Here is a 26,851-nt window from a genome sequence, read left to right as displayed (position 1 = left end):
CCCCATTTGGGGAATCGATGGCGCAAATGGGGAATCTCGAGGGTGCAAACTGGCCGAAATCGTCGTTTTCTGGCGGGCAAGAAAGTGGCACGGCGGTTGCAATAAGCCACGCACAAACACCATAGGAGCTTATGATGAATCTGTTTACTCTGCTGAACCCCGTGATTGGTATCGCCGGCCTGCTGGCCCTGACCCTCAGCGCGACCATCGCTTTTGCCGAGGTTCGGGAAACCCTCAAGATTAAGGTCAAGACTGATGACGGCATTTCTGAAACCGTCACCATCGAAAACCTTGCTGAGGGACAGTCTGAGGTTTTCACGACGGAAAGCGGCAACGAGGTGCTGGTGACCCGGCACCCTGACGGCCTGGAAATGGAAGTGGGTGGTCGAGTGATCGACGTCAAGCTGCCCAACGTGATGGCCCATTCGGAGGGTGCACACGGCAGCCACGTCTTTCTGTCGGACGGTGAGGCGCTGCTGGACGGCGAGAACGTCTGGATTGAGCACGGTGACAAAGAGATTAAGGTCATCAATTCGAGCGCCCATCGCGTCGTGATAGACACGCAGGGCGACTCGCTGAGCGAAGAGGAAATCACCGCGCTGATTCACGAACACACCGAAGGGATGGATATCCAGGTGGACGTGGAAAGCGCCCTCGACGGTGACGGCGATCAGGAAGTCATCATCATTAAGAAGCACGTTGTAACGGTCGAGGACGACAACGAAGAGTGATCTCAGGATCTGAGCGGCACCAAAAGCCGTTCGTCCCCAAAGCTTGCAAGAACTGCCGCCAGCCATCGCTGGCGGCAGTTTTTTCCGGCAAGCGGGACCGACGGCACATTCACCGACGGTCTGACGCTGGCAAATTGGCCAAAAGCTGCCGATAACCCGTTGTAAATCGTGAATATCCAAACGCGCCACTGCTTTACCACCCTACTGCTGACCGTGCTGCTATGCGCGGGCGTCACCGCGCAAACCACTCAGGGTGATCTGGGAGACCGGGTCATGCAGGGTATTCAGGACTATCCGGACATCGTGCACTATCGCGCCGCGGTCCGGTCCTACAAGGACGGCTTCAACACGCACGCCCAGGAACAGTTTCAGCTCGCCGCCGGCTGGGGCAATAAGGAAGCCCAATTCAACCTGGCGCTCATGCACTTTGCCGGTATCGGCGTCGCCGTGGACCGCGTGAAAGGCGCAGCCTGGGCGTTGCTGGCTGACGAGCGAGGAGACGGCCGATTCCGGAAAACGCGCCGCGAAATCATGGGCCTGCTGGCGCCCGAAGAAAAGCAGGCGGCGCTTGATCTGGCCCGCGAGCTGAAGACCGATTTCGGCGACTTTCAGGCGCTGGAAAAACGCGCCAAATGGGTTCGCAAGCAGAAGCGCGAGCTCACCGGCTCACGCACCGGTTCCCTCGCCAGCGCGGTCCGGATCACGACCGTCGGCGGCCGCTTTGCCGGACGCGGCGACGAATACCTGGGCTACATCAACACCTTCGAGCAGCAGCTGCTGGATGTCGTGACCAGCGTCGAATACAAAGATTTTGAGGTGCTGGACGAGGACCCGGAAGCCGCCGCAACGTCAGACGCTGACGACAAAGGCGTAGAAGAAGCCGAGGACCCCGACAGCCAGAACTAAAGGCCGGCGGGCCACCGCCTTTCGTCAGCGCTCAACCTGAGTCCACAGCGCCGCCGGCGCCGCTTCGAGGTCGGTGGCCAGCGTGCTGTTCCATCGATTCAGAAATCCAAACATCGAGATGACCGCGACAATTTCCAGCTGTGCGTCCAGGTCAAAATGTTCGCCCAGCGCGGCAAAATCCTGGTCGGTGACGCCATTGGGCGACTGGCCCGCCTTGAGCGCCACCGTCAACGCCGCCCGTTCAGCGTCGTTATAGAGCGCGCTCTCGGCGAACGTCCAAACGTCCCGCAGCTTTTCTTCGCTGACGCCGAGGCGATGCGCGGAGAAAGTGGTATGGGCCTGACAGTACTGACACCCCGCGGCGGCGCTGGTGATCAGGCCCAGCAGGCGCTTGAGCTCCTGGCTGACTTTTCCCGGCGCATAGATCGTCTGCACGAGCTTTAGAAACGCCTGCATCAGCGGCAGGTTGTGGGCCATCAGCAGCCCGTCATTGGGGCTGAACCCGAGCATCTTCTCGGCGGCCAGCAGGTTGGCACGAGCTGCCTCATCCAGCGTTTCAATATCAGCGACAGGAAGGCGCGCCATGGTTTGCTCCGTAAATGATTGTGGCCCCAACCATAGCTGAAAAGTAGACCCACTTCCGGCGCCCGCTCCGCTGGTATGATCTGCGCCATGATTTTGTCCGTAAAGCTAGCACCATGAAAAAGCTGGCGATCGCTGTAGGTGTACTCTTTCTGGCCCTGGCCGTTGCCGCCGCCGCCAACTGGCGGTTTGTGCAGCGCTACGTGAGCTATCTATCGCTGGGTGCCGACCCGCTGACCACACCGATCGAGTGGTTTGATCCCGTGGTCGCGCTGGATACCGGCGAGCTGATTGAACTGCCGACCACCGATCGACCCACGATTCCGCCGCAGGCGCTGGAGCAGGCGGCCGCCTACGCACAGGCCCAGCGATCTCTCGGGCTGCTGGTCGCCCGCGGCGGGGTCATTGAATTTGAGCGGTATTGGGATGGCTTCCAGCGCGACGACTGGTTTAATCCGCAGTCCATGTCCAAGACGGTGCTGGGCATGGCCGTCGGGGTAGCGGTCAGCGAAGGCGTGATCCGGTCGGTTGACGACCCGGTCGGCAGCTACGTCAGCGAATGGGAAAACGACCCTCGCGGCGCAATCACCATCAAGAATCTGCTGCAGATGTCCGGCGGTCTGGCCCAGATCTCGGAAGACTACACGCCGGTGCCCTGGTCCAAAGGGGTGCTTCAGCACTTCGGCACCAATTTTGACTACTGGACGCTGAAACTCCCGCAGGTCGACCCGCCGGGGAGCCGCTGGGACTACAACAACAACGAGAGCAACCTTCTGGGGCTTGCGCTCGAACGCGCAAGCGGCATGAAATACCAGGACTTCCTGTCGCTACGGCTATGGCAGCCCATGGGGCTTGGCCCCGCCGCCATGTATCAGGATGAGCCAGGCGGCCACGTGATGAAGTCGTGCTGCATCCTGTCCCGCCCCGTCGACTGGCTGTCCCTCGGGCAGCTGATGCTGAACGGGGGCCGCTGGAACGGCCAGCAGCTTGTGCCCGAGGCGTGGGTCGATCAGATGCTTCAGCCGGCCGCGACCAGCGAAGGCTATGGCTATCAAATCTGGCTGGGCAACGGCAGCCTCTGGCATATCGGCAATCACCCCGGCCCCGATGTCTATACCTGGTGGGGCTCCGAACCCTATGTCGCTGACGACATCTATGCGTTTGTTGGACACGGGTACCAGAACGTCTGGGTGATCCCCTCGCTGGAGCTGGTGATCGTCCGGGCGGCACGTCAGTGGCCACCCCAAACCTGGGATGTCTCCCGGATTCCAAACCTGCTGACCCGGGCCCTTACCGGTCCATAAAAAAACCCCGCACGAGGCGGGGTTTTTCGCGTTAACCGAAAGGTCCGGTCAGAAGCTTTTGCGGAACGACAGCTGCCAGAACTTCGGGTCGTTCAGGTAGGTAAAGCCCGCCAAGACCGAAACCACCTGCAGCCGGTCGGTGCAATTGTCACACTCCAAGCTAAGCTGCCAGTTGTCTTGCTCGTTGGCCAGGGTAAGGCTGGCGTTCAGCAGCGTGTAGCCATCCACCAAACCGAAATCTTCACCGGCCGTACCGACGTTGTGATCACCATAGTCCGTCACGGTTACGCTCGGCGTCAGTGTCAAATTGCTCGTGATGGGGTAGTCGTACCATCCACCGACGGTAAGCTGGTAGTCCGGTGCCCGGACCGGATCTGCGATGTTGCCGCGCGGATCGACGATTCCCTGCGCACACTGCTCGCCGGTCGTCTGGCAAACCTGCTGCTGAGCGACAATCGACGGGTCGAGGTTGCTGTACTCAGAATCCAGCAAACCGGCGTTGGCAAACAAGGTCATGTTTTCCGTAGGGAGCCAGAGCAGCTCCATCTCCAGACCCTGGGTATCGAGGTCGGCGAAGTTCTGCGTGATGAACTCGATAGCGCCCGCGCTGTTAATGAAGGCTGACGGAAGCTGGAAGTCTTCGACGTCCGCCCGGAACGCCGTCAGGTTGAATCGCAGCGAATTGTCCATCCACTCCGAGCGCATGCCGAGCTCAAAGTTGGTGACCTCCTCAGCTGTGAACGGCTGCAGCGTCTCTGCCGCCGTCCCTCGTGCGTTCCATCCGCCCGACTTAAAGCCAGTGGTGATCGAGCCATACCACATAAAATCCTCGTTCAGCTGATTTTCGATGGCGATTCGCGGCGTAAACTGCGATTCATTTAGCGTCCGCGGAACGCCAGCGGCATCCAGGTCAACGTTATTGATGATGGCGCCGGCACCCGGGTTGCCGTTATCGCGAATACCAAGATCCTTGTCTTCCTCGGTGAATCGCGCGCCAAGTGTCAGCGTCCAGTCCGGCGCAAAATTCCAGTCAACCTGGCCGTAAACAGCCCAGGATTCCGTGGTGTTATCAAGAATCCGGTCGTACTGAATGAGCGGGAACCCGCCGGGCAGGAACAGGCCGATGGCGCCCAGGTTGAAGATTTGCGCGTAGTCGGTCTCGTTGTCCTCGTCGAAGTAGAACAGACCAGCGACGTAATCGAACTGACCGTCTTCGGTGGAGCCGGACAGCTTGAACTCCTGCGTAAACTGATCGTGGCTGCCTTCATTGGCAATGGTGAAACCACCGGACGCGAAGGGTCCCTCAAAGAAGTCCAGCAGGAAATCTTGGTCCAGCGAGAGATAGCTGGTTAGCACCTCCACGTCACCCCAGCGGGTGGCAAATCCCAGGTTTGACGTGAAGTGAAGTGAGTCGGTCTGGTTGCCGAGGGGCAGGTTTCCCTTGTTGCCAACCACCAGATCGCGCACCGGGGACCCGGCTTCGGTCAGGCCGGTTCGGGTAAAGCGGTCGCCGCCAGACTCGAAGTTGAACATGTTGGCATGTTCGTTATCGATATAGGTCAGCGATGCGTTCCAGCTGAGCTGGTCATTGATATCCCAGATCCAGTGTGCCCGAACGCCTTTATTGTCTTCGAAGTTGAGGTCTTCCTCGCCGGTGGTCAGGTTGTCGACGAAACCATCGTCCTCTACGTAGTAAGCGGACAGCTTCAGCCGGAAGTTTTCCGACACAGGTAGGTCAACAGAGCCGCGGGCGACAAGCTTACCGAAAGCGCCGAAGCCGATTTCAGCGTTACCGCCAAACTCTTCGGCCGGATCGCGTAGGATCATGCGCACAGCGCCACCGGTCGTGTTGCGGCCAAACAGCGAACCCTGTGGACCGCGCAAAACCTCCACCCGGTCGATGTCAAACAGGGCGTAGTTGTTGCCGTTCTGCCGCTGAATGAAAAAGTCGTCGATGTAGGTGCCAACCGGCGGATCGAAGGTGGCGATCGACTCCGTGTTGTTCAGCCCGCGCAGCGAGTAAACGTTTGCTGTACCCAGCCCCGTATTGTTCTGAGACAGGAAGTTCGGCACCAGCCGGGCAATGTCCATCGTTTCGGTGACCGCCAGCCGCTCCATGGTTTCGCTGGTAAAAGCGGATACCGCCACCGGAATATCCTGCACGCTTTCCGACCGGCGCTGAGCGGTTACCAGCACCTCCTCGATCGATTGTCCGTACAGGGGGAAGCTGAGGCAGCCCGCGATAGCAGCAGCCAGAATTTGTTTCTTATTCATAATTTTACAACAGCCCTGAGTGATTGGAGGGAGGGTCAGCAATTCTGACACTTCGCTATACGAACATAAGATCTAAGCAAATCCAAGTAAACTGATGACCTGATTGAGTTTAAGGCCTGCCCATGACAACCCCTTCCGCCACCGAATCTGCGTTGCGGGATACACCTGTCGACGACGACTATCCGTCCTCCGGCTATGCCTGGTACGTGGTCAGCGTACTGACCCTCGCGTACGTGATTTCCTTTATCGACCGCCAGATCCTCGCGCTGCTGGTTGGGCCGATCAAAGCTGATCTTGGGCTGACGGATACGCAGATGAGCCTGCTGATGGGGCTGGCTTTCGGCGTGTTCTACACGCTGATGGGCATTCCCCTGGGTCGGCTGGCCGATCGCGCCAGCCGGCGCGCCTTGATCGCTGCGGGCATCACGGTATGGAGTCTGATGACGGCAGCGTGCGGGCTCGCCCGGGGCTACGTGCAGCTGTTTATTGCGCGGGTGGGCGTTGGCGTCGGCGAGGCGTCATTGACGCCCAGCGCGCTGTCTCTCATCTCTGACTATTTTCCGCAGCACAAGCGCGGACGCGCGATCGGCTTTTATCAGATGGGGGTCTCGGTCGGCGCCGGTATGGCCATGATTCTCGGCGGCGCCGTCATCGGCTTTGCCTCAGCCGGCGGCGACACGATGCTGCCCGTGGTCGGTGCGGTGAGACCCTGGCAGCTGGTTTTTATGCTCGTGGGCCTGCCCGGCCTCGGCGTGGCGCTCCTCATGGCCACCGTACGCGAGCCACGCCGCCGCGGCATGCTAAGAGGCGGCCCTGACAAGCTCCCGCTGAAGTTTGTCATCGGTTACCTGCTCGAACGAAAGCGGGTTTTTGGTCAGCTGTTTGTCGGCATGTCGGTCGTGACCATCGTCGGCTACGCGTACTTCTCCTGGGTCCCAACCATGTTCATTCGAACCTTTGGCTGGTCGATCGGACAGGTTGGCTACAGCTACGGCGTCCTGCTGCTGATCGCCGGCCCGCTCGGGGTCAACGCCGCCGGGTGGCTGGCCGACTATCTCTATCAGAAAGGTTATCCCGACGCCCACCTGCGCACGGTCCTGACGGGTGTGTTGATCACCCTGGTGACGGCGCCGCTGATGCCGCTAATGCCGACGGCGACCAGCGCCATGGTCATGCTCGTACCGGCCAGCATCGGTCCGGCGATGGCAACGGCTACCGGCGCCTCAGCGCTGATGATGATCACGCCCAACCAGATGCGGGGCCAGACGTCGGCGGTGTACCTGTTTGTGATCTCCATCCTCGGTCTCACGGTTGGCCCAACCGCCGTGGCGCTGATTACCGACTTTATCTACCAGGATGAGTCCGCCCTGCGCTATTCCATCGCCTGGGTCTCAGGCGTCGGCGCGGTGTTTTCCACCGTGGTGCTGTTTCTTAATCTGAAACCCTACCGCGACGCCGTGGCGGAATCGTCCAGCTGGCAGTGAAAGGGAGTACGTCTCTTGTACCAACCGAAAACAACCCACGATGAGCAGGCTCGCCAGGATTTTGTCAGCGCTTTTCGCTCACACCTGGCGCGAGCGATCCAGCCGGCGACGGCTCGCATCTACGAGCAGCAGCTGAAGCCAGCCTTCGTCGAACGCCATGGCCGAGAACCCGAATCGATTGATGAGGTGAAATCGATCATGGATCCGGACCCGGGCTATCGGCTCTGGAGCGCCCTGCAGCGACGCAGTCAGGAGATGATGTGGGAGTCGATTGCGGCCCCGGCGTTGCGCCAGCGTGATGCGCTGGTGGCAAACTTCCGCGCCGTGCCCGGCGAGGCCGGCGGCAGCCTGGAGCTTGACCCTAAGCTTGAGATCCCGGCCTACCACAGCACCGTGGATATTCATCTCCAGCCGGGCGGCTATCACAGCGATACGTGTCCCGACGACGTCACGGCCGGCGTTCTCTACGAAACCAGCCTGCCTATTTATATCGGCGGCGCGCTGGGGCCCGACAGCGATCGCCTCGGCCACATGCTCATCGACGCAGCCAAACAGGAGATCCCGGACCTGAAGCCTCAGCGGATCCTGGACATGGGCTGTGCGGTGGGCAACAGCACGCTGCCGTGGGCAGAGTCTTTCCCGGATGCGGAGGTGTTTGCGATCGACGTTGCCGCACCCTGTCTACGCTACGGCCATCTGCGCGCTGAGGAGAAGGGGCAGCGGGTGCACTTTCGACAGCGCAACGCCGAGGCGACCCGCTTTCCTGATCAGCATTTTGACCTGATCGTCTCGCACATCATGCTGCACGAGACATCCAGACCGGCCATCGACAACATCATGGCCGAGTGCCGCCGGCTGCTGAGGCCGGGTGGATACATGCTGCACATGGAGATTCCGCGCGGCGTTGGTCCTTTCGATCAGTACATGTCGACCTGGGAGACCTACAACAACAACGAGTACTTCGCTCGGCGCATCACGCACATCGATCTGCCCTCGCGAGCGGTTGCCGGCGGCTTTTCGCCTGAGCGCGTGAAACTGACGGCCAACGACGGCGGCTTCAGCAAAGCTCAGCGAAACTATACCGAACGGCCACTGGCCTGGCCGATTCTGCTGGGGCAGGCCTGATGGATTCCTTCCCCACCAGCCCCAAAGGCCTTCGGCCCCGCTACTTTGACGACCCCGCTACCGACCATCTGCTGGGCCTGGTGCTGTCGCTCGCCAGTGAACTCTCGGTCACCCGCGACCGTTTGGACGCGCTGGAGCGCCTGCTGGCGTCACAGGGACAGCTCGACCGAGACGCGCTAAGCGCGTTTCACCCTGACGAAGCGGCAGCCGGGGAACGACGCGAATCCCGCGAAGCTTTCATGGCTCGGCTGATGGTGTCGATCGAGGCCGCCCTGGACAGCGTGGCCCGAACCGATAACCCGACCAGCGAAGACGAGGTCTACAAAAACCTCGACTGATCAATGGGTTCGCCCCACCGTGTGGCGGTGATTCGACCGCAGCCCGCTAAAGGTCTGACGCCTTTCGCCGAACACTCTTCTGCTACGCCAGAAGTTGATCGGGAGGGCAGACCCGATTGACACCCCCCAGCGCGGGCCATGGACCGGCCGACGAGCGGCCATTTACTACCGCTCATCGGAATTGAGAAATTGGTCACAGATCAATTCTCCCCGCCGGCGTAGAACACACACATTGGGAGAGGTGTCGGCGCGTTTAAGTCAACGTACCCACCTTAAGTTGTAACGAAAGTTGTGACGTCCAGCCGGGCTGCAGGCGCCGCCCGCTGGGAGGAAGGATTTTTACGCATGGTCGGCGTTAAGCGACACTATGCGGTCGAGGCTTTGTCGGGGGTCCATCCGGCTTACCGCGACTGCGCGCGTTTTGTTCTCGAATATCTGGACCAGAAGGTGCCCGGCGTTTTCGCCGACACCTGCGACCGGCTGTTCGAGATGGCCTCTGAGGCGCGCAGTGACGTGGAACAAAGCCGATACTTTGAAGGGAAGCGGGAGATTGAGCAGCGCAAGAGCCGGCTCGCGCATCTTTATGTCGAGCGCGTTGACGCTTCCTTAAAAGACTTCTTCAGCCATCGGCGCAAAGCTTCCACCGAGGATAACTTTGCGGCGTTCAACGAAGACGATTTGCGTATTCTGGACGATCGCGATCTGACCGTCACGCTGGCCATCGATTCAATTGTCGAAACCGCCGACATTCGTTTTACCCGCGAGCTCTACGGTTTGGGTGTACGCATCGGCAGCATCTTTGAAACCAGCCCCATTCCAAACGATCTGAATCCGCTGGCCCCGCGCGCCCTGTGTGAGGCGTTTCGCGACGCGCTACTGGGCCTGGAGTCTGAGGTGGAAGTTCACCAGGCGCTCTTTAAGTCGTTTGAGAAGAACGTCGTTCGCAATCTCGATGAGATCTACGGCGCGCTGAACCAGATCCTTGTCGAAGCGGGTGTCATCCCTGATCTGAAGACTCTGCGCCGTAAAGAGAAGCAGCGCCGACCTGCCCCGGTGCATACCCCGGAACAGGATGAGCGCGACACCTCCGACGTGGTGATCGACGCTGCCGCCGCCATCGAGCGCCGGCTCATGGAACAGGTCCGCAAGCTCATTTCCCAGCAGCGTCCGACCCGCTGGTCAGCCAGCCAGGCCGCTGCGCCCCCCATCCCGACCAATACCGTGATGGAGGTGCTGTCCACTCTGCAGAACCAGCTCGCCACCGGCGACGCCGGCCGGGACGTGGGCGCTGAGGACATCAAGTCTCAGCTCATGGAAGTCGCACGGAACGAAGGCGGGCGCGCCCTCGGCCCGGGTGACGAAAACACCGTCGACATGGTCGGCATGATGTTCGATTTTGTCCGAGCGGACCGGCAGCTACCGGCGCCCTTTCAGCAGGCGCTGCATCGGCTGCAGGTGCCGTTTCTCCGTGCGGCTTTAAAGAATCCCGAAGCGGTTCTAGCGCCCAAGGCGCCGGCCCGTGAACTGCTTGAGGTGCTGGGTCAGCTCGGCATGGGCTGGACCACGCAGACCGATCGCAAGGGAGAAACGCTCGGGACCGTCAACGCCGCGGTCGACAAGGTCATCAGCGAATATTGGGATGACCAGCAGGTTCTGGAGAAGCTCCGCGACGAGCTCAAAACCTTTCATACCCGGCAGCAGACGCTGGCGGAAAAGCGTGCGGAGCGAGTCCGTCAGCAGGTCAAAGGTAAAGAGCAGCTGCAGTTCGCTCGGCAGAACGTTGCTCGTTTGCTGCAGCGTCGCGTTCGCAACAAGCCGGTGCCGCACCTGGTAAGCAATCTGCTGAATCGCGCTTGGGCCCACGTGATGGTGCTGACGGTGCTGCGGCATGGCATGCAGTCAGAGCAGTGGCGCCGGGTGGTCGCAACGGCCGACGAGCTGATCTGGAGCGTGACCTTCGACAAGAGCGAAAAAGCGGTCAAGCGTCTGCGTACCCGGATTCCCATCCTCGCCAAAGCCCTGCGCAGCGGACTCAAGCAGGTGGGTTATCAGGACGCGGAAATTCAAAAGGTGCTGATCAACCTGAAGCAGCTCTACGTGAGCATGATTCGCGAATCCGGTAGCGACAAGATTGTGATCGAGGCTGACGAAACCGGCCTCACCATTCGCGGCGAGAACATCGTTGAGCAGGCAGTGCTGGACGAAACGCCGGTCGCGGCCTCGGAAGGCGAACTCACCGAATTCTTCGACACCGTACGCAACTGGAATACCGGCCAGTGGGTCCTATTCAAGCGCGATGAAAACGAGCCGATGCGCGCCAAGCTGTCCTGGATCAGCCCGATCACCGGACACTATCTGTTCGTCGACCAGCGCGGTGTCAAGGCTGCGGAAAAGTCGCTGCAGGAACTCGCGGAAGATCTGCTGGCTGAGCGTTTGGAGCTGATGGACGAAAGCAGCCTTGTCACCCGCGCCATGCACTCCATCGCGAGCAATCTCGGCGGCAGAAACAAGCCCGAAGGCGCACCGCTGCACTGAGCGACCGGGCCAGGGCCCGACCTCAACACCGACGGCTGATGACACGCCTTGCTGGGACACCGAAGGGTGCAACCAGCACCGCAAGACACCCAAATTCGACAGCTGCTATCGAGATTCGAGACTGGCGATCTGGGCGGTGATGTAAGAAGCTTGGCCGCTGCTCGCCGAGAAGAAAGGGTCCAACGTGTCTCAATCCCCGTCTGAAGTACGCCGCAACTGGACGATCGTGTTGGCCTGCGGAATTGGCATTGGCGCAGGTATTACCGGTATCCCGTTTTACACGCTGGGGCTTTTTATCCAGCCGCTAGGCGCTGAATTTGAGTGGACTCGCGCTGAGGTGCAGGGCATGTTCACCGTGTTCAGCATCACCGGCATACTCGCGGTTCCGGTCATTGGTTGGCTTACCGACAAGTACAGCGTTCGCCGGGTGGTCCTGGGGTCACTGATCGGTACCGTCATCGGGTATCTCTGCCTCGCTTATCTGACCCGTTCTCTGATCACATACTACATCTCTGCCGCCGTCATCTCGCTTCTCGGTGCCGGCACAACACCGATTACCTGGACCAAAGCGATCAGCGGTTGGTTCGATCGCCAGCGCGGTCTGGCCCTGGGCCTGGCGCTTGCGGGCACCGGCTTTGCCGCCCTTACCGCACCCAATTACGTGGCCGCCATCCTCGACCGCTACGACTGGCGGACCGCCTATCTGGGTCTGGCGCTTATCCCTCTTCTGGCGATTCCGCTCGTCTATCTGCTGCTGAAGGAACCACCCGGGAGCCACAGCGCAAAAGCTGACGGCGAGTCAGCGGGCTCCGCGCTCACCGGCGTGACCGTCGCGGAGGCGATTCGCGACTGGCGCCTTTGGGTGATTTTTGCGTCGTTTTTTCTGCTGTCGGGAGCCATCGGCGGCTCCATTCCCAATCTTGTGCCGCTCTTGATGGACGCGTCGATGGAGCGCAGCCAGGCCGCCGGCATTGTCGGACTGATCGGCGTTGCGGTCATCGCCGGACGCGTGGTGGTCGGCTATTGCATCGATCGATTCTGGGCGCCTGGCGTGGCGGCGGTGGTTCAGGCAGCCCCCGTACTGTCGGCAATAATCTTGCTGCAGCCAGAACTGTCGGTCCCGCTGGTGACCGTAGCCGTTGTGTTGATCGGCTTTGCTGCGGGTGCAGAGTTCGACCTGATCGCCTTTCTGGTCGGTCGCTATTTCGGCCTGCGACACTACGCCAAAATCTACACCGTTCCCTACATCGGTTTTGCCGTGTCCGCCGGCCTGGCGCCCGCGTTCTTTGGCTACCTGTTTGATATTCAGGGCAGCTACAACCTGGTGATGCAGATCTGCGCCGGCCTGTTTGGCAGCGGCGCGCTGCTGCTGCTGACCCTTGGGAGCTACCCGAAGTTCGAGCCGGCAACCGACTAGCAGGCTGCTAAAAAAGCCATCCGTGGCTTTTTTAACGACGCCAAGTGAAAAATGTGATTTTCACCTGGCTCACATTTTCAATGGCTTAAAGCCATCGAAAATGCCGGCACATCCCTGTGCCGGTTGCAGCGCGCCGAAAACTGCGTTTTTCGACACGCTGCTAATAAAACGCGGTAACCGTCTTGGTCTCCAGGAAAGACTCCAGGCCCTCGACACCAAACTCCCGCCCGAGGCCGGAGTGTTTGACGCCGCCAAACGGGGCGCGCGGATCGACAAAGCCGTGGGAGTTGATCCCGACAATCCCGGCCTGAAACCGTCGCACCATCGTGCTGGCCAGCTTGAGGTTGTTGGTCCACACGCTGGCCGCCAGCCCGTAGTGGGTTTCGTTGGCCAGGCCGATGAGGCTCTCGAGGTCGTTCTCATCAAACGGCACCGACAACAGTACCGGGCCAAACACCTCTTCGCGCGCGATCTCCAGCTGGGTGTCCGGGTTGAACAACAGCGTCGGATGATAGTGAAACCCACCGGTATCGATCTCATGACCGCCCAGCAGCACCTCGGCCCCCTCCTGGCGCGCCCCGTCCACGAGCGCGGTCACCCGCGAGCGCTGCTGCCGCGTGATCAGCGGCCCCATCTGGGTATGGTGATCCAGCGCGCTGCCGATGTTGACTGAGCCCATCGCCGTGGCGAGTTTCTCGTTGAATCGGTCGATGATGGACTTCTCTACGAATACGCGGGATGGACACATGCAGAACTGCCCGGCGCTGAAAACACCCATCATCACCAGAAACTGGATTGCGCTGTCCATATCCGCGTCGCTCATCACCACAAAAGCGGATTTCCCGCCCAGCTTTCGCGTCAAACGTTTCAGACTGTCAGCGCCGTCACGCATGATGCTCTGACCGACGGCGGTTGACCCGGTAAAGGTAATCTTGTCGACGTCTGGATGTCGGGCCAGCGATTGGCCGGCCGCCGCACCGTCACCGGTGACCACGTTGATGGCGCCGGGCGGCAGCCCTGCCTCTTCGAAAAGCTGCGCGAGATAGAGCGCCGTCAGCGGCGCCTGCTCTGCCGGCTTGATAACCATGGTGCAGCCGGCGGCCAGCGCGGGCGCAACCTTGTTGATAAAAAAGGAACCCGGTGCGTTCCAGGGCAGGATGGCCCCAACGACACCCAGCGGCTCTTTCAGCGTGTAGATCTGGCTTTCGCGGCCGGTGAAGCGCCAGCTTCCCGGGGCCGACAGCGTTTCGCCCGCGATCCGGCTCGGGGCTCCGGCAAAGTACTCGAGTGCATCGATCCAGCTGTCCACCATCTGGCCGCCGGTCAGAGCAACCGGTGTACCGATGTCCATGGTTTCCAGACAGGCCAGAAAATCCCGCTGCCCATCCACCAGCTCAGCCATCTTGCGCAAGGCGGTGCTTCGAGCTCGCGCATCGCGCTGCGACCAGTTTTCCTCAAAGCACCGGCGCGCCGCCGCCACGGCTCGATCAATGTCGGGTTCTCCAGCCGCGGGGACTGCGCCGAGTCGCTTTGCGGACGATGGATCCAGCGTTTCGATCAGCGGGGCCGGTTGCCCTGCCTCGATGGGATCGACCCATCGACCGTCAATGAAAAGCTGATGGGGTCCGGCGGCAAACGCCCGGACCGCCTCGATGGTGGCGGGGGAGATGGGATCCATAGGTTGGCAGGTTGCGGGCTACGCGCCGCGGCAGCGAACCGCCGCTTGTGCTTGGCGGGATGCCGCCCCGCCCGGCATCCCGGGCGGGGTGACGATAAGCGCGTTAGCGCGAAGTAAACCGAATACTAGCCTTTCACCGGCGCGGGCGTTTGCTCCCGGGCGTAGTTTTCCAGGCTGGACAGGCTTGGGTCTTCCCACTTGTCGGGGGCGTTGAAGTACTTCGGAAAGTGCTTCTTACCGTAGGCCATCACCTTCGGTGAGACCATGTCGTGGCTGCTGAAGCCACCCATGGTGCCCTGGTAGTAAATGTGGCCCGGCGTTTGGCCCATCAGCATCCAGGGAAGCCAGGGGGTGATACGTCCCCAGCTGCCAGAGTAATTGACCGACTGGACGCTCTCGTCTTCCAGGTCCTCCCGACGAATCACGTACCGGAACATCTCCGAAACCCGGTTCATCTTGCCGGACGACTCGCGAGGCCACTTGTCGGGCTGTAGCGCTGACGGGTAGAACAGATGGATATCTGATGCCAGCGTCACCGTGTTGGATTCAGTGAGCTTCCAGGGCAGGATGAACGGGATGTCCGGCCGCTTTTCCTTGTTGAGGCCGCCGTAGTCCGGCGGCTGGAAAAAGACTGTCCGGATCAGGTGATTGAACGGGTCGTTGGCTACGGGAACAACCTTCACCGTCTCGTCCGTGTATGGGTTGGTGTATTCCTCCAGGACATCGCCCGTTGCCAGGTCCGTGTAAAAGACGGTCTCCCGCAGCAGCTTCTGGTAGGTGCCGTCGCCGTTGTCGATCAGCCGGGCGGCGGAGTAGCCTTCAAAACCCATCAGCGGACGGATCGCCTCACCGTCGACCACGCCGTGGACCACACCGCTGTACCAGCCGTGCTTCTGGGATTTAAAGTCCATGTGACCGGCAAGGCGGGCATAGGCATCGCGATTCCACTCGGGATCGCGATACTTTGGGCCGAGCCGCTCGTCAAACTTGGGGCCGCCGATCGACGGTGCCGCCGACGCCGGCTTCAGGCCGAGGGCCGAACCACCGAGCAGCGCGCCGCCGGCGATCATGCCCGCGCCCAGGAAGTGGCGCCGGTCAAAATTCGTTTCAGATTCGTTGGGTTTGCTCACGAAGTGTCTCCTGCATACCTGTGTGGCAGGATTCAAGTATCAGCGCTGGGCCAGGGGGCCACAATTCAATTTTGCTATAGCTGCTTTACCATATTCCGCGGTAGCAATCAGCGCCTCAATATTGCTCAATAGCGCAAAGCCTTTTTTGGAGATTCGCCATGCTTAATATCTTCCAGCAACAACCCCATCCCGCGCTGCCGGAAGCCAGCCACGATGAAAAGGCCCGCCAGGAGTTTTCCAAGAGCTTGAGGCAGTTTGTCCAGGGCCAGCTTCTTCCGGGTTTGGCGCCCGTATTCCAGCGCCAGCAGAAGAAGTTTGTTGACGAGCACGGACGGGAACCCAAGGACCGCCGGGAAGTTCGTAAGTTTATGGTGACAGACCCCTACTTCCAGACTTACGCCAGCACCAACCGGTGCGCCCAAGAGCTGCTGTGGGAGTCGGTGCTGACCAGCATCGAGCGGCAGCAGCCGGCGCTCAACGAAACGGCGACGCAGCTGTCAGAAAAAAACACTGCGCCGCTAGTGGTGGATCCGGAGCTGGAGGTACCGCGCTACGTCACGGGTATCGATATCCACTGCATGCCCGGCGGCTACGCCGGCCGCGCCGCCGATAACGACATCAGCACAGCCGCTCTCTACGACCGTGGCGTCTATCTTTACGCGATGGGGTACGTGGGGCCCACCAACGACGACATGGGGCGGTCGGTGTGCAACTACATTACCCGCAACATGCCGGACTTTAAGCCCACCCGGATCCTGGACATGGGATGCACCGTGGGTCACTCCACCCTGCCCTACAAAGAATACTTCCCCGACGCTGAGGTCATCGGCATCGACGTGGCCGGACCCCAGGTACAGTACGCCCACGCACGGGCCGGCGGCATGGGCCTGGACGTGAGCTTTCAGCAGCGCGACGCCGCGGACACCGGCTTTGATCCCGGCAGCTTCGATCTGATCGTCAGCCATATCCTGCTGCACGAAACCTCCAGCAAGGCGATGCCCGCCATTTTCAAAGAGTGCTACCGCCTGCTGAAGCCAGGCGGTCTCATGATCCATGCCGACCTGCCGCCCTTCGACCACAGCGACCTCTTCTCGGAGTTCATCCTGGATAACGAGACGCACTACAACAACGAGCCCTTCTGGGGCCCGATGCGAGACATGGATCAGATACAGCTCGCCGTCGACGCCGGCTTCGACCAGGAGCAGGTGCGCTTCGATACGGCGCCTATGGCGGTACTCGAGTTTGCCGCAGCCCACGCGGAAGGCTACAGCGAAGAGGCGGCCAGTGAGGTGGCCGACCGCGACTTCGAGGCCGGCGAGTTCGCGCCGGGCGGCGGCTGGGAAGTGCTGATCGGCCACAAGCAGGCAGACGCATGAGCGGCATGCGACGCTATCCCAAGGGCGCCCGCCCCCAGTTTTATGATGACCCGGCGATGGACCAGGCGATGTCAATGATCATGGTGCTCGCCAGCGAGGTCAGCGTGCTGCGAGATCGGCTGGACACCTTCGAAAGGCTGAGCGCCGCAGGCGCAGGACCCAGCCGAGAGGAGGTTGAAGCCTTCGAGCCCGACGAGGCCTGCTTGAACGAGCGAGAGGCAGCGCGCCAGGAGTTTTTCCAGCGCCTTTACTTTGTGGCCAACAAGCGAGCTCAGGAAGTTTCCGAAGTGGATAACTCCCAGCGCTATCAGGCGGTCCTGAAGGACACCGAAGAAAATTGAGCGTCGCTGACCCGGTCAGCTCGGCGATAACGCACGATACCGCCGACGACAATCAGGTCGCCGAAACCCTCAGCGAGCTGCGCCTGCTGCTCGGCGATGACCGGGTGCTCACCAACCCCGCAACGCTGACCGTTTTTGGCACCGACATTCTTGGGCCGCTCGAACTCCCCGTTGCCGTCCTGCGTCCGACCACCGTGGAGCAGGCGGCGCAGGCCGTCGAGCGTTGTCTGGCTGAAGGCCTGGCGATCAACGCACGCGGCGGCGGCGCCTCTTACACGCAAGCACACGTTCCCGCGACTACGCACGCGGTGGTGCTCGACTGCACGGCGCTGGATCGCATCATCGCGATCGACGAAGAGGATATGACGGTGACGGTCGAGCCTGGCGTCACCTGGAAGGTGCTGGACGATGCGCTCGCCGAACGCGGGCTTCGGACACCCTTCTGGGGCCCGTACTCGGGCCTCAAATCCACCGTCGGCGGCGCGCTCTCGCAGCATGCAATCAGCCTCGGCTCCGGGCTTTACGATGCTTCGAACAGCGTCGTGACAGGCATGAAGGTCATCACCGGCCGGGGCGAAATCATCGATACAGGCACCACACCCAGTCGGTTTTACCGCACCTGCGGGCCCGACCTGACCGGGCTGTTCACCGGCGACTCTGGCGCGTTTGGCGTGAAGCTGGAAGCGACGCTGCGTCTGATCCGGCGCCCCACGCACGTCGAGGGGAGCTGTTTTGTCTACCCCGAGTTTGCCGACATGGCGCGTGCCATGATGGAGGCGGCCCGCGAAAACCTGGCCAGCGAAATCATGGCGATCGACCCGCAGCTGCAGCAGGGACAGCTTGGATCCATCGACAGCAGCGCGGCCCTCGGCGCGGCCAAGGCCATATTTCGCAGCTCGCCCGGCGTGTGGTCAGGCCTTCGAGCCGTCTTGACGGCCGCCTTCCGAGGGCGCTCGGCGCTCAAAGCCCCAGGCTACCTCGTCAACTACATCACGGAAGGGCGTTCAGCCGGTGAAGCGCGCTTCAAGCTCGACTCGATTCGGCAGACTGTCGGGCAAGGCGGGGTGGAGGTTGCCAACACCCTGGCGCTGGCGCTGCGCGCGATGCCGTTTCGTCCGTTTACGCCGGTCCTGGGGCCGAAGGGCGAACGGTGGCTGCCGATGCACTGCGTCCTGCCGTTCAGTCAGGTTCAGCCGTTCCATCAAGCGCTCTCAGCGCTCTATGAGCAGCGCGCGGCCGAGATGGCGGAACATCGGGTCCACATCGCCACGATGTTTGTCACGGTCAGCAGCACTGGCTTTGTCTATGAGCCAACGTTTTACTGGCAGGACAGTCAACACGCTGCTCACCGCGACCTTGTACCCGACGATCACCGCCAGAAGCTGCCGGTTTATCCAGCGCAGCCTGCGGCGCGGGCGTTTGTTCGCTCGATGAAGAAACAGATGATTGCGCTGATGCAGGCGCATGGTGCAACCCACTATCAGCTCGGCAAGTCCTACCCGTTTATGTCGACGCGGGAACCGGGCGCCACAGACCTGCTGCAGACGCTAAAGCGCCAGTTCGACCCGCAAAACCTCATGAACCCAGGCGCACTGGAGTTTCCGACGGCGGTGACAGAGGACAACTGACCGTTGCTGATCGAACGGGGCTGTTCGATTTGCTATAGCAGTTTTGCCAGATTGCGTTAGGTGGGAGACACCTTCCTGATGCAGACTTACCGGTCGGCAGTCAGCCGCCGTGGAGACCAGCGTGCACCCCGTGAACCGGACATCAGCCAACCGCTCTAGCCGCAGCCTCGCGTTTGTTTGGCTGACGGGCATCGCCGCCGTCCTGCTAAGCGCTTGCGCAACCGTGCCAGACTGCAGCCCGACGGCGCTGCCGGTTAGCAGCGCCGAGCTCACCCTGACTCATGCGGATGGTCGCAAAGCTCGCTTTACGCTCTGGCAGCCCGAGCGAGCCGGCAGCTACCCCATCATGGTATTTTCGCACGGGGCGTACGCCGCCCCCGAACGTTACGACGCATTGCTCGGCCCGCTGGCCGCGATGGGGTTTGTGGTTGCAGCGCCGCTGCATATTGACTCGGAGCTGATCGCCACCGACCCGCCGCCACCGCCCGACCAGGTGTGGCGGACCCGGAAGGAGGACTTTGCCCGGCTGCTGAAGGGGCCGCCTGAGCTGCTTGAGGCGCTCGGCAGCGGCGTCAGCCTGAGCGCTGAAAAAATTGCCGCCGGGCACTCTTACGGTGCCTTCGGCGCGCAGGTTGCCGCCGGCGCCGCGGCGGTGGGCGATGAGCCTGGACGGGTAGAACCGGGGGTAAAGGCGGTGCTGGCCTTCTCGCCGCCGGGCCTGCTGCCGGGGTTCATCGAGCCCGACGCGTGGGACCAGCTTTCCCGGCCCCAGCTGCTGCTGACCGGCACCAGCGACATCCTGCCGGGCTTCATTGACGACTGGCGAGCTCACGCTGCCGCCTACCGGCAGGCGCCGGCGGGCGATCAGTGGCTCTGGGCGGGTGAAGGCGTCGACCACTACTTCGGTAACGTCTTTGGTCGCCTGGATCGGGAAGCGCCCGATCAAAGACCCCAGTTCGACGAGGCGCTCGCCGTGAGCCAGCGCTTCCTTGCCGCTTATACCGCGCAACCGCTCGCCGTCTGCAGCGACCCGCTGAGCACCGGCTCAACGGTACTGGCAAGCCTCGAAAAACGATGACATTCCCCATTGCTAATCAGAAAGAGTACACCATGCTGAAACCGACAGTCGACGTGCGTTCAACGCGCAGTCGGGCGGCGCTCCCGCTGGCTGCTGCCCTGGTCTGGATACTTGCTGGCTGCGCCGAACAGGCGTCTGAGCCCGCAGACGGCGGTGCGGCGGCGGCCGCCGAGAGCCCGGCCGGCGAAACACCAGAACAGGATCCGACCCTGCTGAAACACATGGCCGCCATGCAGAGTCGCCCGGGCGTCACCGAGCTTTCGTGGCGGGAATCTCGCGAGCCAGTCCAAGGCGCCGACGAACCCCGCAGCCCCGGCGAACCCGGCGCGTTTGTCGCCCCGGAGGCTTTGGAAGCCGCCATCGCCTACCATCGCGAGCACAACGGGCTGGGCCTGCTGGTGTGGCATGACGGCAAGCTGGTCGCCGACGATTTTGCCGATGGCTTCAGCCCCAGCCAGCGCTTCTCTACCTTCTCAATGCACAAGAGTGTGCTGGCCATGACCATCGCCGCGGCGGTGGAAGACGGGATCATCGACAGCTTCGACGATCCGATCGGAAAGTATGTGGAAGAGTGGTCCGACGATCCTCGGGGCGCCACTACGCTGCGGCAATTTCTGAACCACACCAGCGGCATAGCCCACTACTCGTTTACGAGCGGCAACCCGAAGGGGGCCAACCTGGCCCTTTCCTCGAAGATCAGCGCCACGGCCCTGAGCTACCCTCAGGACAAGCCCGCCGGTACCGAATTCAACTACAACAACGTGAATAGCCAGCTTGTGGGGCTTGCGTTGGAGCAGGCGCTGGCCGACCGAGGAAAACGCTACGCTGAGTACCTTGCTGAGCGGCTTTGGCTGCCGTTGGGCAACTCCGCGGCCGCACTCTGGATTGAAGCGCCAGGCGGCAGCCCGCGCTTTTTCTCCGGACTGGAGGCAGGACTCGCTGACTGGCTGCGCGTGGGTCTGCTGCTGCTGAATAACGGCACCATCGGGGATACGACGATCCTGAAGCCTGAATCGGTTGCGATGCTGACAAGCGCCAGCGACCTAAACGCCGCGTACGGTATGCACATCTGGCGTGGCCAGAAGTGGCAAGCGCAGCGACGGTATGGCCCCACGACCCAGACCACCGTTCCCCATGAGGCGCCCTACCTTGCGCCGGACGTTGTCTATTTCGACGGCTTTGGCGGGCAGCGCGTGTACGTGGTGCCCTCTGCCAGCCTGGTGGTGGCACGCGGCGGCGAAGTGGATCTGACGTACGACGATTCGATGATCGTGAACAGTCTGCTGCGAGGGCTGATCGACACTCGCATCTCGGAGGCCAAACGCCAGTTTGACGCCGGCGCCGGGGACGAGGCTTACGACCGGCGCTTCAGCCGACTGCTCGAGGAAGCGCAGGCCGGTCGAGGACTGGCGGGCTACGACTCGCTGATTCCACTGCCGGGCGCCAACGAGGTCGTGCCCCTGCCCCGCGCCGCTGAACCGACGCCGTGGCTGGATTCGGACACTCGCGGCTGGCTCGACGCGTTCGGTGCCGGAAACAACTCTAGCGCCATTTTGATCTGGCACGAAGGGGAGGTTGTCTACGAAAACTACTTCAACGGCGCCAATCCCGAAACGCTGGTGGTATCCCGTTCGCTGGCCAAACCCATCACCATCATGGCGGTAGGCCGGGCGCTTCAGGAAGGGTTTATCCCGTCGCTGGATCAGCCGGTTGACGAGGTTTTCTACGAATGGAAAGACAGCGACAAGTCAGCCATGACGCTGCGCCACCTGCTGCAGATGCGCTCTGGACTTGCCCGGCAGGGCAATTCGATGGAGCCGGATCACTTTCTCAATCGGGCTTATCTGCATCCGTACCATATTGAGGTCATTCTCCATGAGTACCCGCTGACCCATCCGCCGGGGACACGCTACGACTACTCCAACGCCAACAGCGAGGTCATCGCGCCGTTCATCGAGCGCAGCACCGGACGACGCTACGAGCAGTGGGTGTCCGAGGCCGTGCTGGAGCCACTGGGCGCTGCCGGTGGCGAGATCTGGGTCAACCGCGAAAACGGCATTACCCACTCGGGATGCTGCGCCCTCCTGCCGGCGGAGTCTTACCTTCGCCTGTCGGTGCTCGTGATGAACGACGGCGTCTGGAACGGCCAGCGTCTGCTGCCGGAAGGATTCATCGATGAGATCACCGCGGCCACCGACTATAACCCCCATACCGGCATGGGCATGTACGTCGCAGGGCCCTACATCCAGAATCGCGGCGCGGCGAATCCCGACGTTCCTTTCGGCCACACGCTGCACTCCGAACCGTATCTGGATAAAGATCTGTTTCTCTACGACGGCAATGGGCACCAGGTGAGTTACCACATCCCCCGCCACAACATGGTCATCATGCGGGTTGGGGTGCGGCCACCCAAGGACGTGACCTGGGACAACAGCGAGCTGCCGAACACCATCCTCCGGCAGTACGCCGACGCCACCGGCGCGGAGCTTGTGCCGCAAGAGGCGGCGGAGCAGAGCGCGGCTGCTGGGACGGACTAATCTTGGCTTAAGCAGCCTCGACAGACGCCTGGGCCGCGGCGGTTTCCCCGGCCAGGCGACCCAGAGTTGTTGCGGTGAGTAGACCGTTGCCGGCCATATAACCCCAGCAAGAGGGGCCGGAGATGCCCCGGGCGGCGCCACCCCCGGCAAATAGGTTGGGCAGCGGTGTGCCGGCCTCATCCAGCACGCGCGCGTTCTCATCCACCACCAGGCCACCCTGGGTGTGGAACAGCGCGCCGGTGACGCGTACCGCGTAAAACGGACCGGTCAGCGCCGGCCGCGACGCAAAAACCCGCCCGAATTCGTCGGGCTCACCCGCTTCGGTCAGTTGGGCCACCGAAGCGGCGGTCTCGACGAGCCCCACCGCATCGATCCCAATCAGCTCCGCCAGCGCCGCCAGCGTCGGCGCTGTGCGCACCGCTTTAGCCTTCAGCGCATCGCGATAGTCGTCGAATTCCTCCATCAGCTCGTGCAGCCGATGATCGAAGATGGTGTAGGCCACATGCCCGGGCTGACGCAGCACGTCCACGGCCTGTTCGGAATAGCCGCGCGACTCGTTGGAAAACCGTCGGCCCTCCCGGTTGACCTGAAACCCGCCTTCCATGATGACGGGCCACAAGATCGGGATTGCATGGCCGTCCGCCAGCCCCCCGTGCCCCTGGTACGCTGACATGTCGGCTACCGCAGCGCCGAGCTGCTGGCCCCAGTCGATGGCGTCACCTTTGTTGCCCGGATGACCAAAAAACACGCCTTCAGCAATTTCCGGCATGTACTGCGCCACTTTTTCCGGGTCGCCGGCAAAGCCGCAGCACGCGAGGATCAGCGACTCGCAGCCAACGTCTTCGGTGCTGCCGTCAGGGCGCTGGCAGCGAACGCCGCGGACGGTCTTTGTGTCGTCTGCGAACACGTGGGTGACCTGCGCTTGGGTCAGGATACCGGCGCCCGCATCCTCAGCGGCCTGCTGAAGGGCCCCCATCAGCTCAGCGCCGGTTCGATTGGGGGTGCCGTGCATTCGTTTCACGCTGTGTCCGGGGTAGAGAAAGCTGTCGACGAGCGACAGCGGAACGCCCGACTCATGGAGCCAGTCCACGGTGCGAGCGGACGCCTCCGCCAACGCGCGGACCACGCCCTCGTCGGTCTCACCCCGGGTCTTTTTCATGACGTCGTCCGTAAACAGTTCGGGACTATCGCTGATCCCAGCAGCCTGCTGCAGCGCGCTGCCGGCGGCCGGGATCAGGCCCGTGGACATAGCGGTGGTTCCCAAGGGGGTTGGATCGCGTTCAAGCACCAGCGTTTCGACGCCGCATTGAGCCGCCGCCAGCGCAGCGGAAAGGCCACACCCGCCGGCGCCGATAATCACCACCGGCACCTCGAAGCCAAACTCCGCTTCGCTCACAGACAGGATCGACATCGGCTATTCGGCGCCCAGCGTCGGCGCCAGAACTCGGGAAATGAAAGCCTTGCGCTCTTCGTCAAGGCGCTCCGCCAGCGCCGCGTCGGGCTGCAGGCGATCGACCTTGTCCGCCACATCCACGCCGGCTTCTGCCAGCGCCTGCTCGAGCACCGCCGCCCGGTCCTTAACCACCCAGAGTTCGTGCATCAGGTTGAGCACCACCTGGAACGTCGCTTTGTCCACCGGCTGGGAGGACACGATCAGGCCGCCGGCTTGCGAGCGATGGTGACCCACGGGTACTGGCGCTCGCCGAGACCGTAAGAGCGGGCATCGACAAACCCAAGCTCGGTGGCCAGCGCCGCCAGATCCAGGCTCGCCGCCTCGCGCCAGTAGGGCTCGCCGCCTCGCAACGCGCCGGCGTTTGCCCGCCATTGGGCGATACGCGGCATCGCACGGAAAGGCTGGACGTCGCTCATAAACATCATGCCGCCAGGCTCAAGCAGCCGGAAAGCCTCGGCAAACACCGCCCGCGTGGCGCGAGCCGGGAGTTCATGCAGCAAGATGTAAGAGGTCACAAGATCGAAGCTCGCATCGGGCAAGCCCGTGTCTTCTGCACACGCCTGGATCAGGCGCCAGCTGGCGCCACGCTCGTTGCCGAACCGCTGAGCCTGTTCCAGCATCGGAAGCCCGGGCTCGACACCGGTTAGCTTGGCGTCCGGAAACGCTTCGGCCAGCGCCACCGTAAAGTGCCCGCTCGAGGTGCCCATCTCCAGAATGTTGTTGAACTGCCGGTCGCCGAGTTCGTTCAGCACATCACGCCGCTGCTTGAAGATGCCACCCGGGAAATTCTTGGCCACGTACTTCGGGTGAATCAGCTCGCCGTGGACAAACCCCTGATGCTCGCGGACCCAGCCCCCGGTGGTGCGATGAAAGTCTACGCCCACCCAGTAATCTGGCGGCTCGAAGCCAGGGCGGGTTTCGATCTGAGTCCCACCTTCACGCAGCCTCTTAAAGTCGGGCTCCAGCTCCTGCTGAATTTCCTTGAACGCGTCGAAGGTGATTTCACCATGTGTAGTTGCGGACCATTCCCCCATCGCCATCAGGTATTGCTGCTGAGGGTCGTCCCCCAGGTGCTGCTCCATGATGGCCAGCTGCTCGTCGAAATCCTCCGGCAGCTCAACGTCCGCGATCTTCGCCCCTACCGCTGCGCTCAGCTTCATGCCCATCGCGCCCATATCGGCGGCGAAATCGATCGCTGATCGGCCTCGCTGGCGTAATTCGAATTCCATAACTTTGCTCCTGCAGAAGCCTCAGCGGCTGCGGTTAATATGACGAGCATAAGTGTGACTAACCGGCCCTGCGCAGGCAATAAACTCCAGCATCAATTTCGCGATAGCTGCTATAGATAATCGTAATGGGCCACCGTGAAATAAAAATGCTACAACCGGGTCTGGCTAAAATGGTCGGCCAGGTGTCGGCTGCGGTCATTTCATCCAGCGGTGAATGGCCAGATCAATCACCCTAGGCGGTCCGCACAGCCGGCTGCGCCAACTGCACCGGAACTCCCGACATCATGAGCAATAAAGAACACGTTCTTCCCGCACGGCTAAAGCTCTTCTGGGGCAGCGGCGCCATGGGTGTGGCCATGCTGATGAACGGCGTGTCCTTCCTGATTCTGATCTATCTGGTCAGCGTGCTGAAGCTCGATCCGGCGCTGGCGGGAACGCTCATCTTTCTGTCGAAAATCATCGACGCCATCAGCGACCCGATTGTCGGCATGCTCAGCGACCGCTCGACCTTCAAATCCGGTCGCCGGCGGCCGTTTATGTTTATCGGCGCTTTTCTTGCCGCAAGCTCGTTCGGCTTTCTCTTTGCGATCCCGGAGTTTGAAAGCCAGACGATGACCGCCGCTTACGCGTTCGGTTGTCTGGTGTTCTACACAATCGGCTACACCGTCTTCAACGTTCCCTATATGGCCATGTCGGCAGAGATGACCGATGGCTATGAGGAGCGCACCTCGCTGCACGGCTACCGGGTGGCTTTTGTATCGCTGGGTAGCGCCCTGGCGGTCGCCGGCGCACCCTTTGTGCTGGAACTCCTCGGCCAGAGTCGCGAGTCGTACGCCATCATCGCCGTGGGCATGTCGGTGATTATCTTTCTGTCCCTGATCGCCTGCTGGGCCGGCACCGGAAGCGCGCGCACCGTCGAACGGGTTCATAGCCACCACAACTTCTTGAGCCAGGCGTCATTGCTGTTTTCCAACCGCCACTTCGTCACGCTGATCTCCGTGAAGGCGCTGCAGCTGGTGGGCATTATGAGCACCGCCTCGGTGTCGTTCATTTTTTTCAAGCAGTACGTGGGTATGGACCTGCGCTACTTCGCCGCAGCGTCCATTGTCAGCACACTGACCACGCTGATTGCGGTCCCCCTCGTGAAGCGGCTCGCCGCCCGCATCGGGAAGAAAATGGCGTACTTTCTGAGTGCAGGGCTGACCGCCCTGGTGAACCTGAGCTGGATGCTGGTCGATCCTGCCCCACCCATGGACGAATTTCTGCCCGGCTTCTTCCTGCGGATGGCCCTGTCCGGGGTCACCATCGCCGGCAACGTGATGCTCGCGATGTCGATGCTCACCGACACCATCGAGTACGACGCTCGGGTGACCGGCATGCGCCGGGAGGGCATCTACGCGGCGATGTACAGCTTTGTCGAAAAGCTGGCGGCGGCGCTAGCACCGTTCATCGTGGGCTGGGCCCTGGCGTTTGCCGGCTACGACAAGTCGCTGGGCGCTGACGAGCTGCAGAGCGGCAGCGCTCTGTTCGGCATCATGTTTGGCAAAGCCTACCTGCCCGCCATCATGATCGGCCTCAGCATGTTTGTGCTGCTGTTCTTTAAGCTGGATAAAGAGACGCTGCACAGCACGCCCAAGGCCGCACCGCAGCAACCGCCGCCTGGACAGGCTCCCGCGCAGCCGGTGGCGGGCCCAACCTGAGCGAG

21 protein-coding genes are annotated in these 26,851 nt (G+C 61.9%); 14 read left to right on the top strand and 7 right to left on the bottom strand.

Annotated elements, in window-relative coordinates; genetic code table 11:
- The first annotated feature begins 134 nt into the window (after nucleotides 1-134).
- Together AAF358_00430 and AAF358_00425 are read left to right on the top strand one after the other, a co-directional pair.
- Entirely contained in the window at nucleotides 135-731 is a 597-nt protein-coding gene (locus tag AAF358_00430) for a hypothetical protein (protein MEM7703983.1), read from the top strand.
- Nucleotides 732-899: 168 nt separating this feature from the next.
- On the top strand, nucleotides 900-1,637 hold the full coding sequence (locus AAF358_00425) for a hypothetical protein (GenBank protein MEM7703982.1): 738 nt from the start codon (nucleotides 900-902) through the stop codon (nucleotides 1,635-1,637).
- Between the two features lie 24 nt (nucleotides 1,638-1,661).
- Here AAF358_00425 and AAF358_00420 read toward each other — a convergent pair whose 3' ends face one another.
- Nucleotides 1,662-2,222 carry a carboxymuconolactone decarboxylase family protein gene (locus AAF358_00420; GenBank protein ID MEM7703981.1) on the bottom strand — a complete coding sequence of 187 codons (561 nt, stop codon included), beginning with the start codon at nucleotides 2,220-2,222 and terminating at the stop codon, nucleotides 1,662-1,664.
- Between the two features lie 113 nt (nucleotides 2,223-2,335).
- Here AAF358_00420 and AAF358_00415 point away from each other — a divergent pair, with 113 nt between their 5' ends.
- Nucleotides 2,336-3,523: a serine hydrolase gene (locus AAF358_00415; GenBank protein ID MEM7703980.1), complete on the top strand. Its 1,188-nt coding sequence runs from the start codon at nucleotides 2,336-2,338 to the stop codon at nucleotides 3,521-3,523.
- A gap of 48 nt (nucleotides 3,524-3,571) precedes the next feature.
- Here the strand turns inward: AAF358_00415 and AAF358_00410 are convergent, their stop codons facing one another.
- Entirely contained in the window at nucleotides 3,572-5,797 is a 2,226-nt protein-coding gene (locus AAF358_00410) for a TonB-dependent receptor (protein MEM7703979.1), read from the bottom strand.
- A 122-nt stretch (nucleotides 5,798-5,919) separates the two neighbouring features.
- On the opposite strand from AAF358_00410, the gene AAF358_00405 reads away from it, so the two are divergent.
- The 5 genes from AAF358_00405 (at nucleotide 5,920) to AAF358_00385 (ending at nucleotide 12,696) form a co-directional block, all read left to right on the top strand.
- Nucleotides 5,920-7,281: an MFS transporter gene (locus tag AAF358_00405; GenBank protein ID MEM7703978.1), complete on the top strand. Its 1,362-nt coding sequence runs from the start codon at nucleotides 5,920-5,922 to the stop codon at nucleotides 7,279-7,281.
- A 15-nt stretch (nucleotides 7,282-7,296) separates the two neighbouring features.
- A complete protein-coding gene (locus AAF358_00400) occupies nucleotides 7,297-8,406 on the top strand; it encodes a class I SAM-dependent methyltransferase (GenBank protein MEM7703977.1) in 1,110 nt (369 codons plus the stop codon).
- Nucleotides 8,406-8,744, top strand: a complete 339-nt coding sequence (locus AAF358_00395) for a hypothetical protein (GenBank protein ID MEM7703976.1) — start codon at nucleotides 8,406-8,408, stop codon at nucleotides 8,742-8,744. The genes AAF358_00400 and AAF358_00395 overlap by 1 nt, the downstream gene beginning before the upstream one ends.
- Nucleotides 8,745-9,089: 345 nt before the next feature.
- Nucleotides 9,090-11,279 (top strand): DUF1631 domain-containing protein, encoded by a 2,190-nt coding sequence (locus tag AAF358_00390; GenBank protein ID MEM7703975.1) that lies wholly within the window; start codon nucleotides 9,090-9,092, stop codon nucleotides 11,277-11,279.
- Between the two features lie 184 nt (nucleotides 11,280-11,463).
- A complete protein-coding gene (locus AAF358_00385) occupies nucleotides 11,464-12,696 on the top strand; it encodes an MFS transporter (GenBank protein MEM7703974.1) in 1,233 nt (410 codons plus the stop codon).
- Between the two features lie 160 nt (nucleotides 12,697-12,856).
- On the opposite strand, the gene AAF358_00380 is transcribed toward AAF358_00385, so the two are convergent.
- Both AAF358_00380 and AAF358_00375 read right to left on the bottom strand, forming a co-directional pair.
- A complete protein-coding gene (locus tag AAF358_00380) occupies nucleotides 12,857-14,374 on the bottom strand; it encodes an aldehyde dehydrogenase family protein (protein MEM7703973.1) in 1,518 nt (505 codons plus the stop codon).
- Between the two features lie 125 nt (nucleotides 14,375-14,499).
- Nucleotides 14,500-15,504, bottom strand: coding sequence for a DUF1838 family protein (locus AAF358_00375; protein MEM7703972.1), 1,005 nt, complete (start codon nucleotides 15,502-15,504; stop codon nucleotides 14,500-14,502).
- A gap of 158 nt (nucleotides 15,505-15,662) precedes the next feature.
- Here AAF358_00375 and AAF358_00370 point away from each other — a divergent pair, with 158 nt between their 5' ends.
- The 5 genes from AAF358_00370 (at nucleotide 15,663) to AAF358_00350 (ending at nucleotide 22,464) form a co-directional block, all read left to right on the top strand.
- Nucleotides 15,663-16,880: a class I SAM-dependent methyltransferase gene (locus AAF358_00370; protein ID MEM7703971.1), complete on the top strand. Its 1,218-nt coding sequence runs from the start codon at nucleotides 15,663-15,665 to the stop codon at nucleotides 16,878-16,880.
- Nucleotides 16,877-17,221, top strand: a complete 345-nt coding sequence (locus AAF358_00365; GenBank protein MEM7703970.1) for a hypothetical protein — start codon at nucleotides 16,877-16,879, stop codon at nucleotides 17,219-17,221. Before AAF358_00370 ends, AAF358_00365 begins: the two co-directional genes overlap by 4 nt.
- A complete protein-coding gene (locus tag AAF358_00360) occupies nucleotides 17,218-18,849 on the top strand; it encodes an FAD-binding oxidoreductase (protein ID MEM7703969.1) in 1,632 nt (543 codons plus the stop codon). Before AAF358_00365 ends, AAF358_00360 begins: the two co-directional genes overlap by 4 nt.
- Nucleotides 18,850-18,970: 121 nt before the next feature.
- Nucleotides 18,971-19,927 (top strand): hypothetical protein, encoded by a 957-nt coding sequence (locus AAF358_00355; protein ID MEM7703968.1) that lies wholly within the window; start codon nucleotides 18,971-18,973, stop codon nucleotides 19,925-19,927.
- A 32-nt stretch (nucleotides 19,928-19,959) separates the two neighbouring features.
- Nucleotides 19,960-22,464 (top strand): serine hydrolase, encoded by a 2,505-nt coding sequence (locus AAF358_00350; protein MEM7703967.1) that lies wholly within the window; start codon nucleotides 19,960-19,962, stop codon nucleotides 22,462-22,464.
- 7 nt (nucleotides 22,465-22,471) lie between these two features.
- Here the strand turns inward: AAF358_00350 and AAF358_00345 are convergent, their stop codons facing one another.
- The 3 genes from AAF358_00345 to AAF358_00335 are packed head-to-tail and all read right to left on the bottom strand — an operon-like array spanning nucleotide 22,472 to nucleotide 25,146.
- Nucleotides 22,472-23,875 carry an FAD-dependent oxidoreductase gene (locus AAF358_00345; GenBank protein MEM7703966.1) on the bottom strand — a complete coding sequence of 468 codons (1,404 nt, stop codon included), beginning with the start codon at nucleotides 23,873-23,875 and terminating at the stop codon, nucleotides 22,472-22,474.
- 3 nt (nucleotides 23,876-23,878) lie between these two features.
- On the bottom strand, nucleotides 23,879-24,115 hold the full coding sequence (locus tag AAF358_00340) for a hypothetical protein (GenBank protein MEM7703965.1): 237 nt from the start codon (nucleotides 24,113-24,115) through the stop codon (nucleotides 23,879-23,881).
- A gap of 2 nt (nucleotides 24,116-24,117) precedes the next feature.
- Nucleotides 24,118-25,146: a class I SAM-dependent methyltransferase gene (locus AAF358_00335; protein ID MEM7703964.1), complete on the bottom strand. Its 1,029-nt coding sequence runs from the start codon at nucleotides 25,144-25,146 to the stop codon at nucleotides 24,118-24,120.
- A 284-nt stretch (nucleotides 25,147-25,430) separates the two neighbouring features.
- Here AAF358_00335 and AAF358_00330 point away from each other — a divergent pair, with 284 nt between their 5' ends.
- Entirely contained in the window at nucleotides 25,431-26,846 is a 1,416-nt protein-coding gene (locus AAF358_00330; protein ID MEM7703963.1) for an MFS transporter, read from the top strand.
- The last annotated feature ends 5 nt before the right edge of the window (nucleotides 26,847-26,851 follow it).

It is taken from the genome of Pseudomonadota bacterium (assembly GCA_039033415.1).
Classification (GTDB): Bacteria; Pseudomonadota; Gammaproteobacteria; order Xanthomonadales; family SZUA-38; genus JANQOZ01.
Note: the sequence above shows the minus strand (reverse complement) of the source record. Positions and strands in the feature narration are given on the sequence as shown.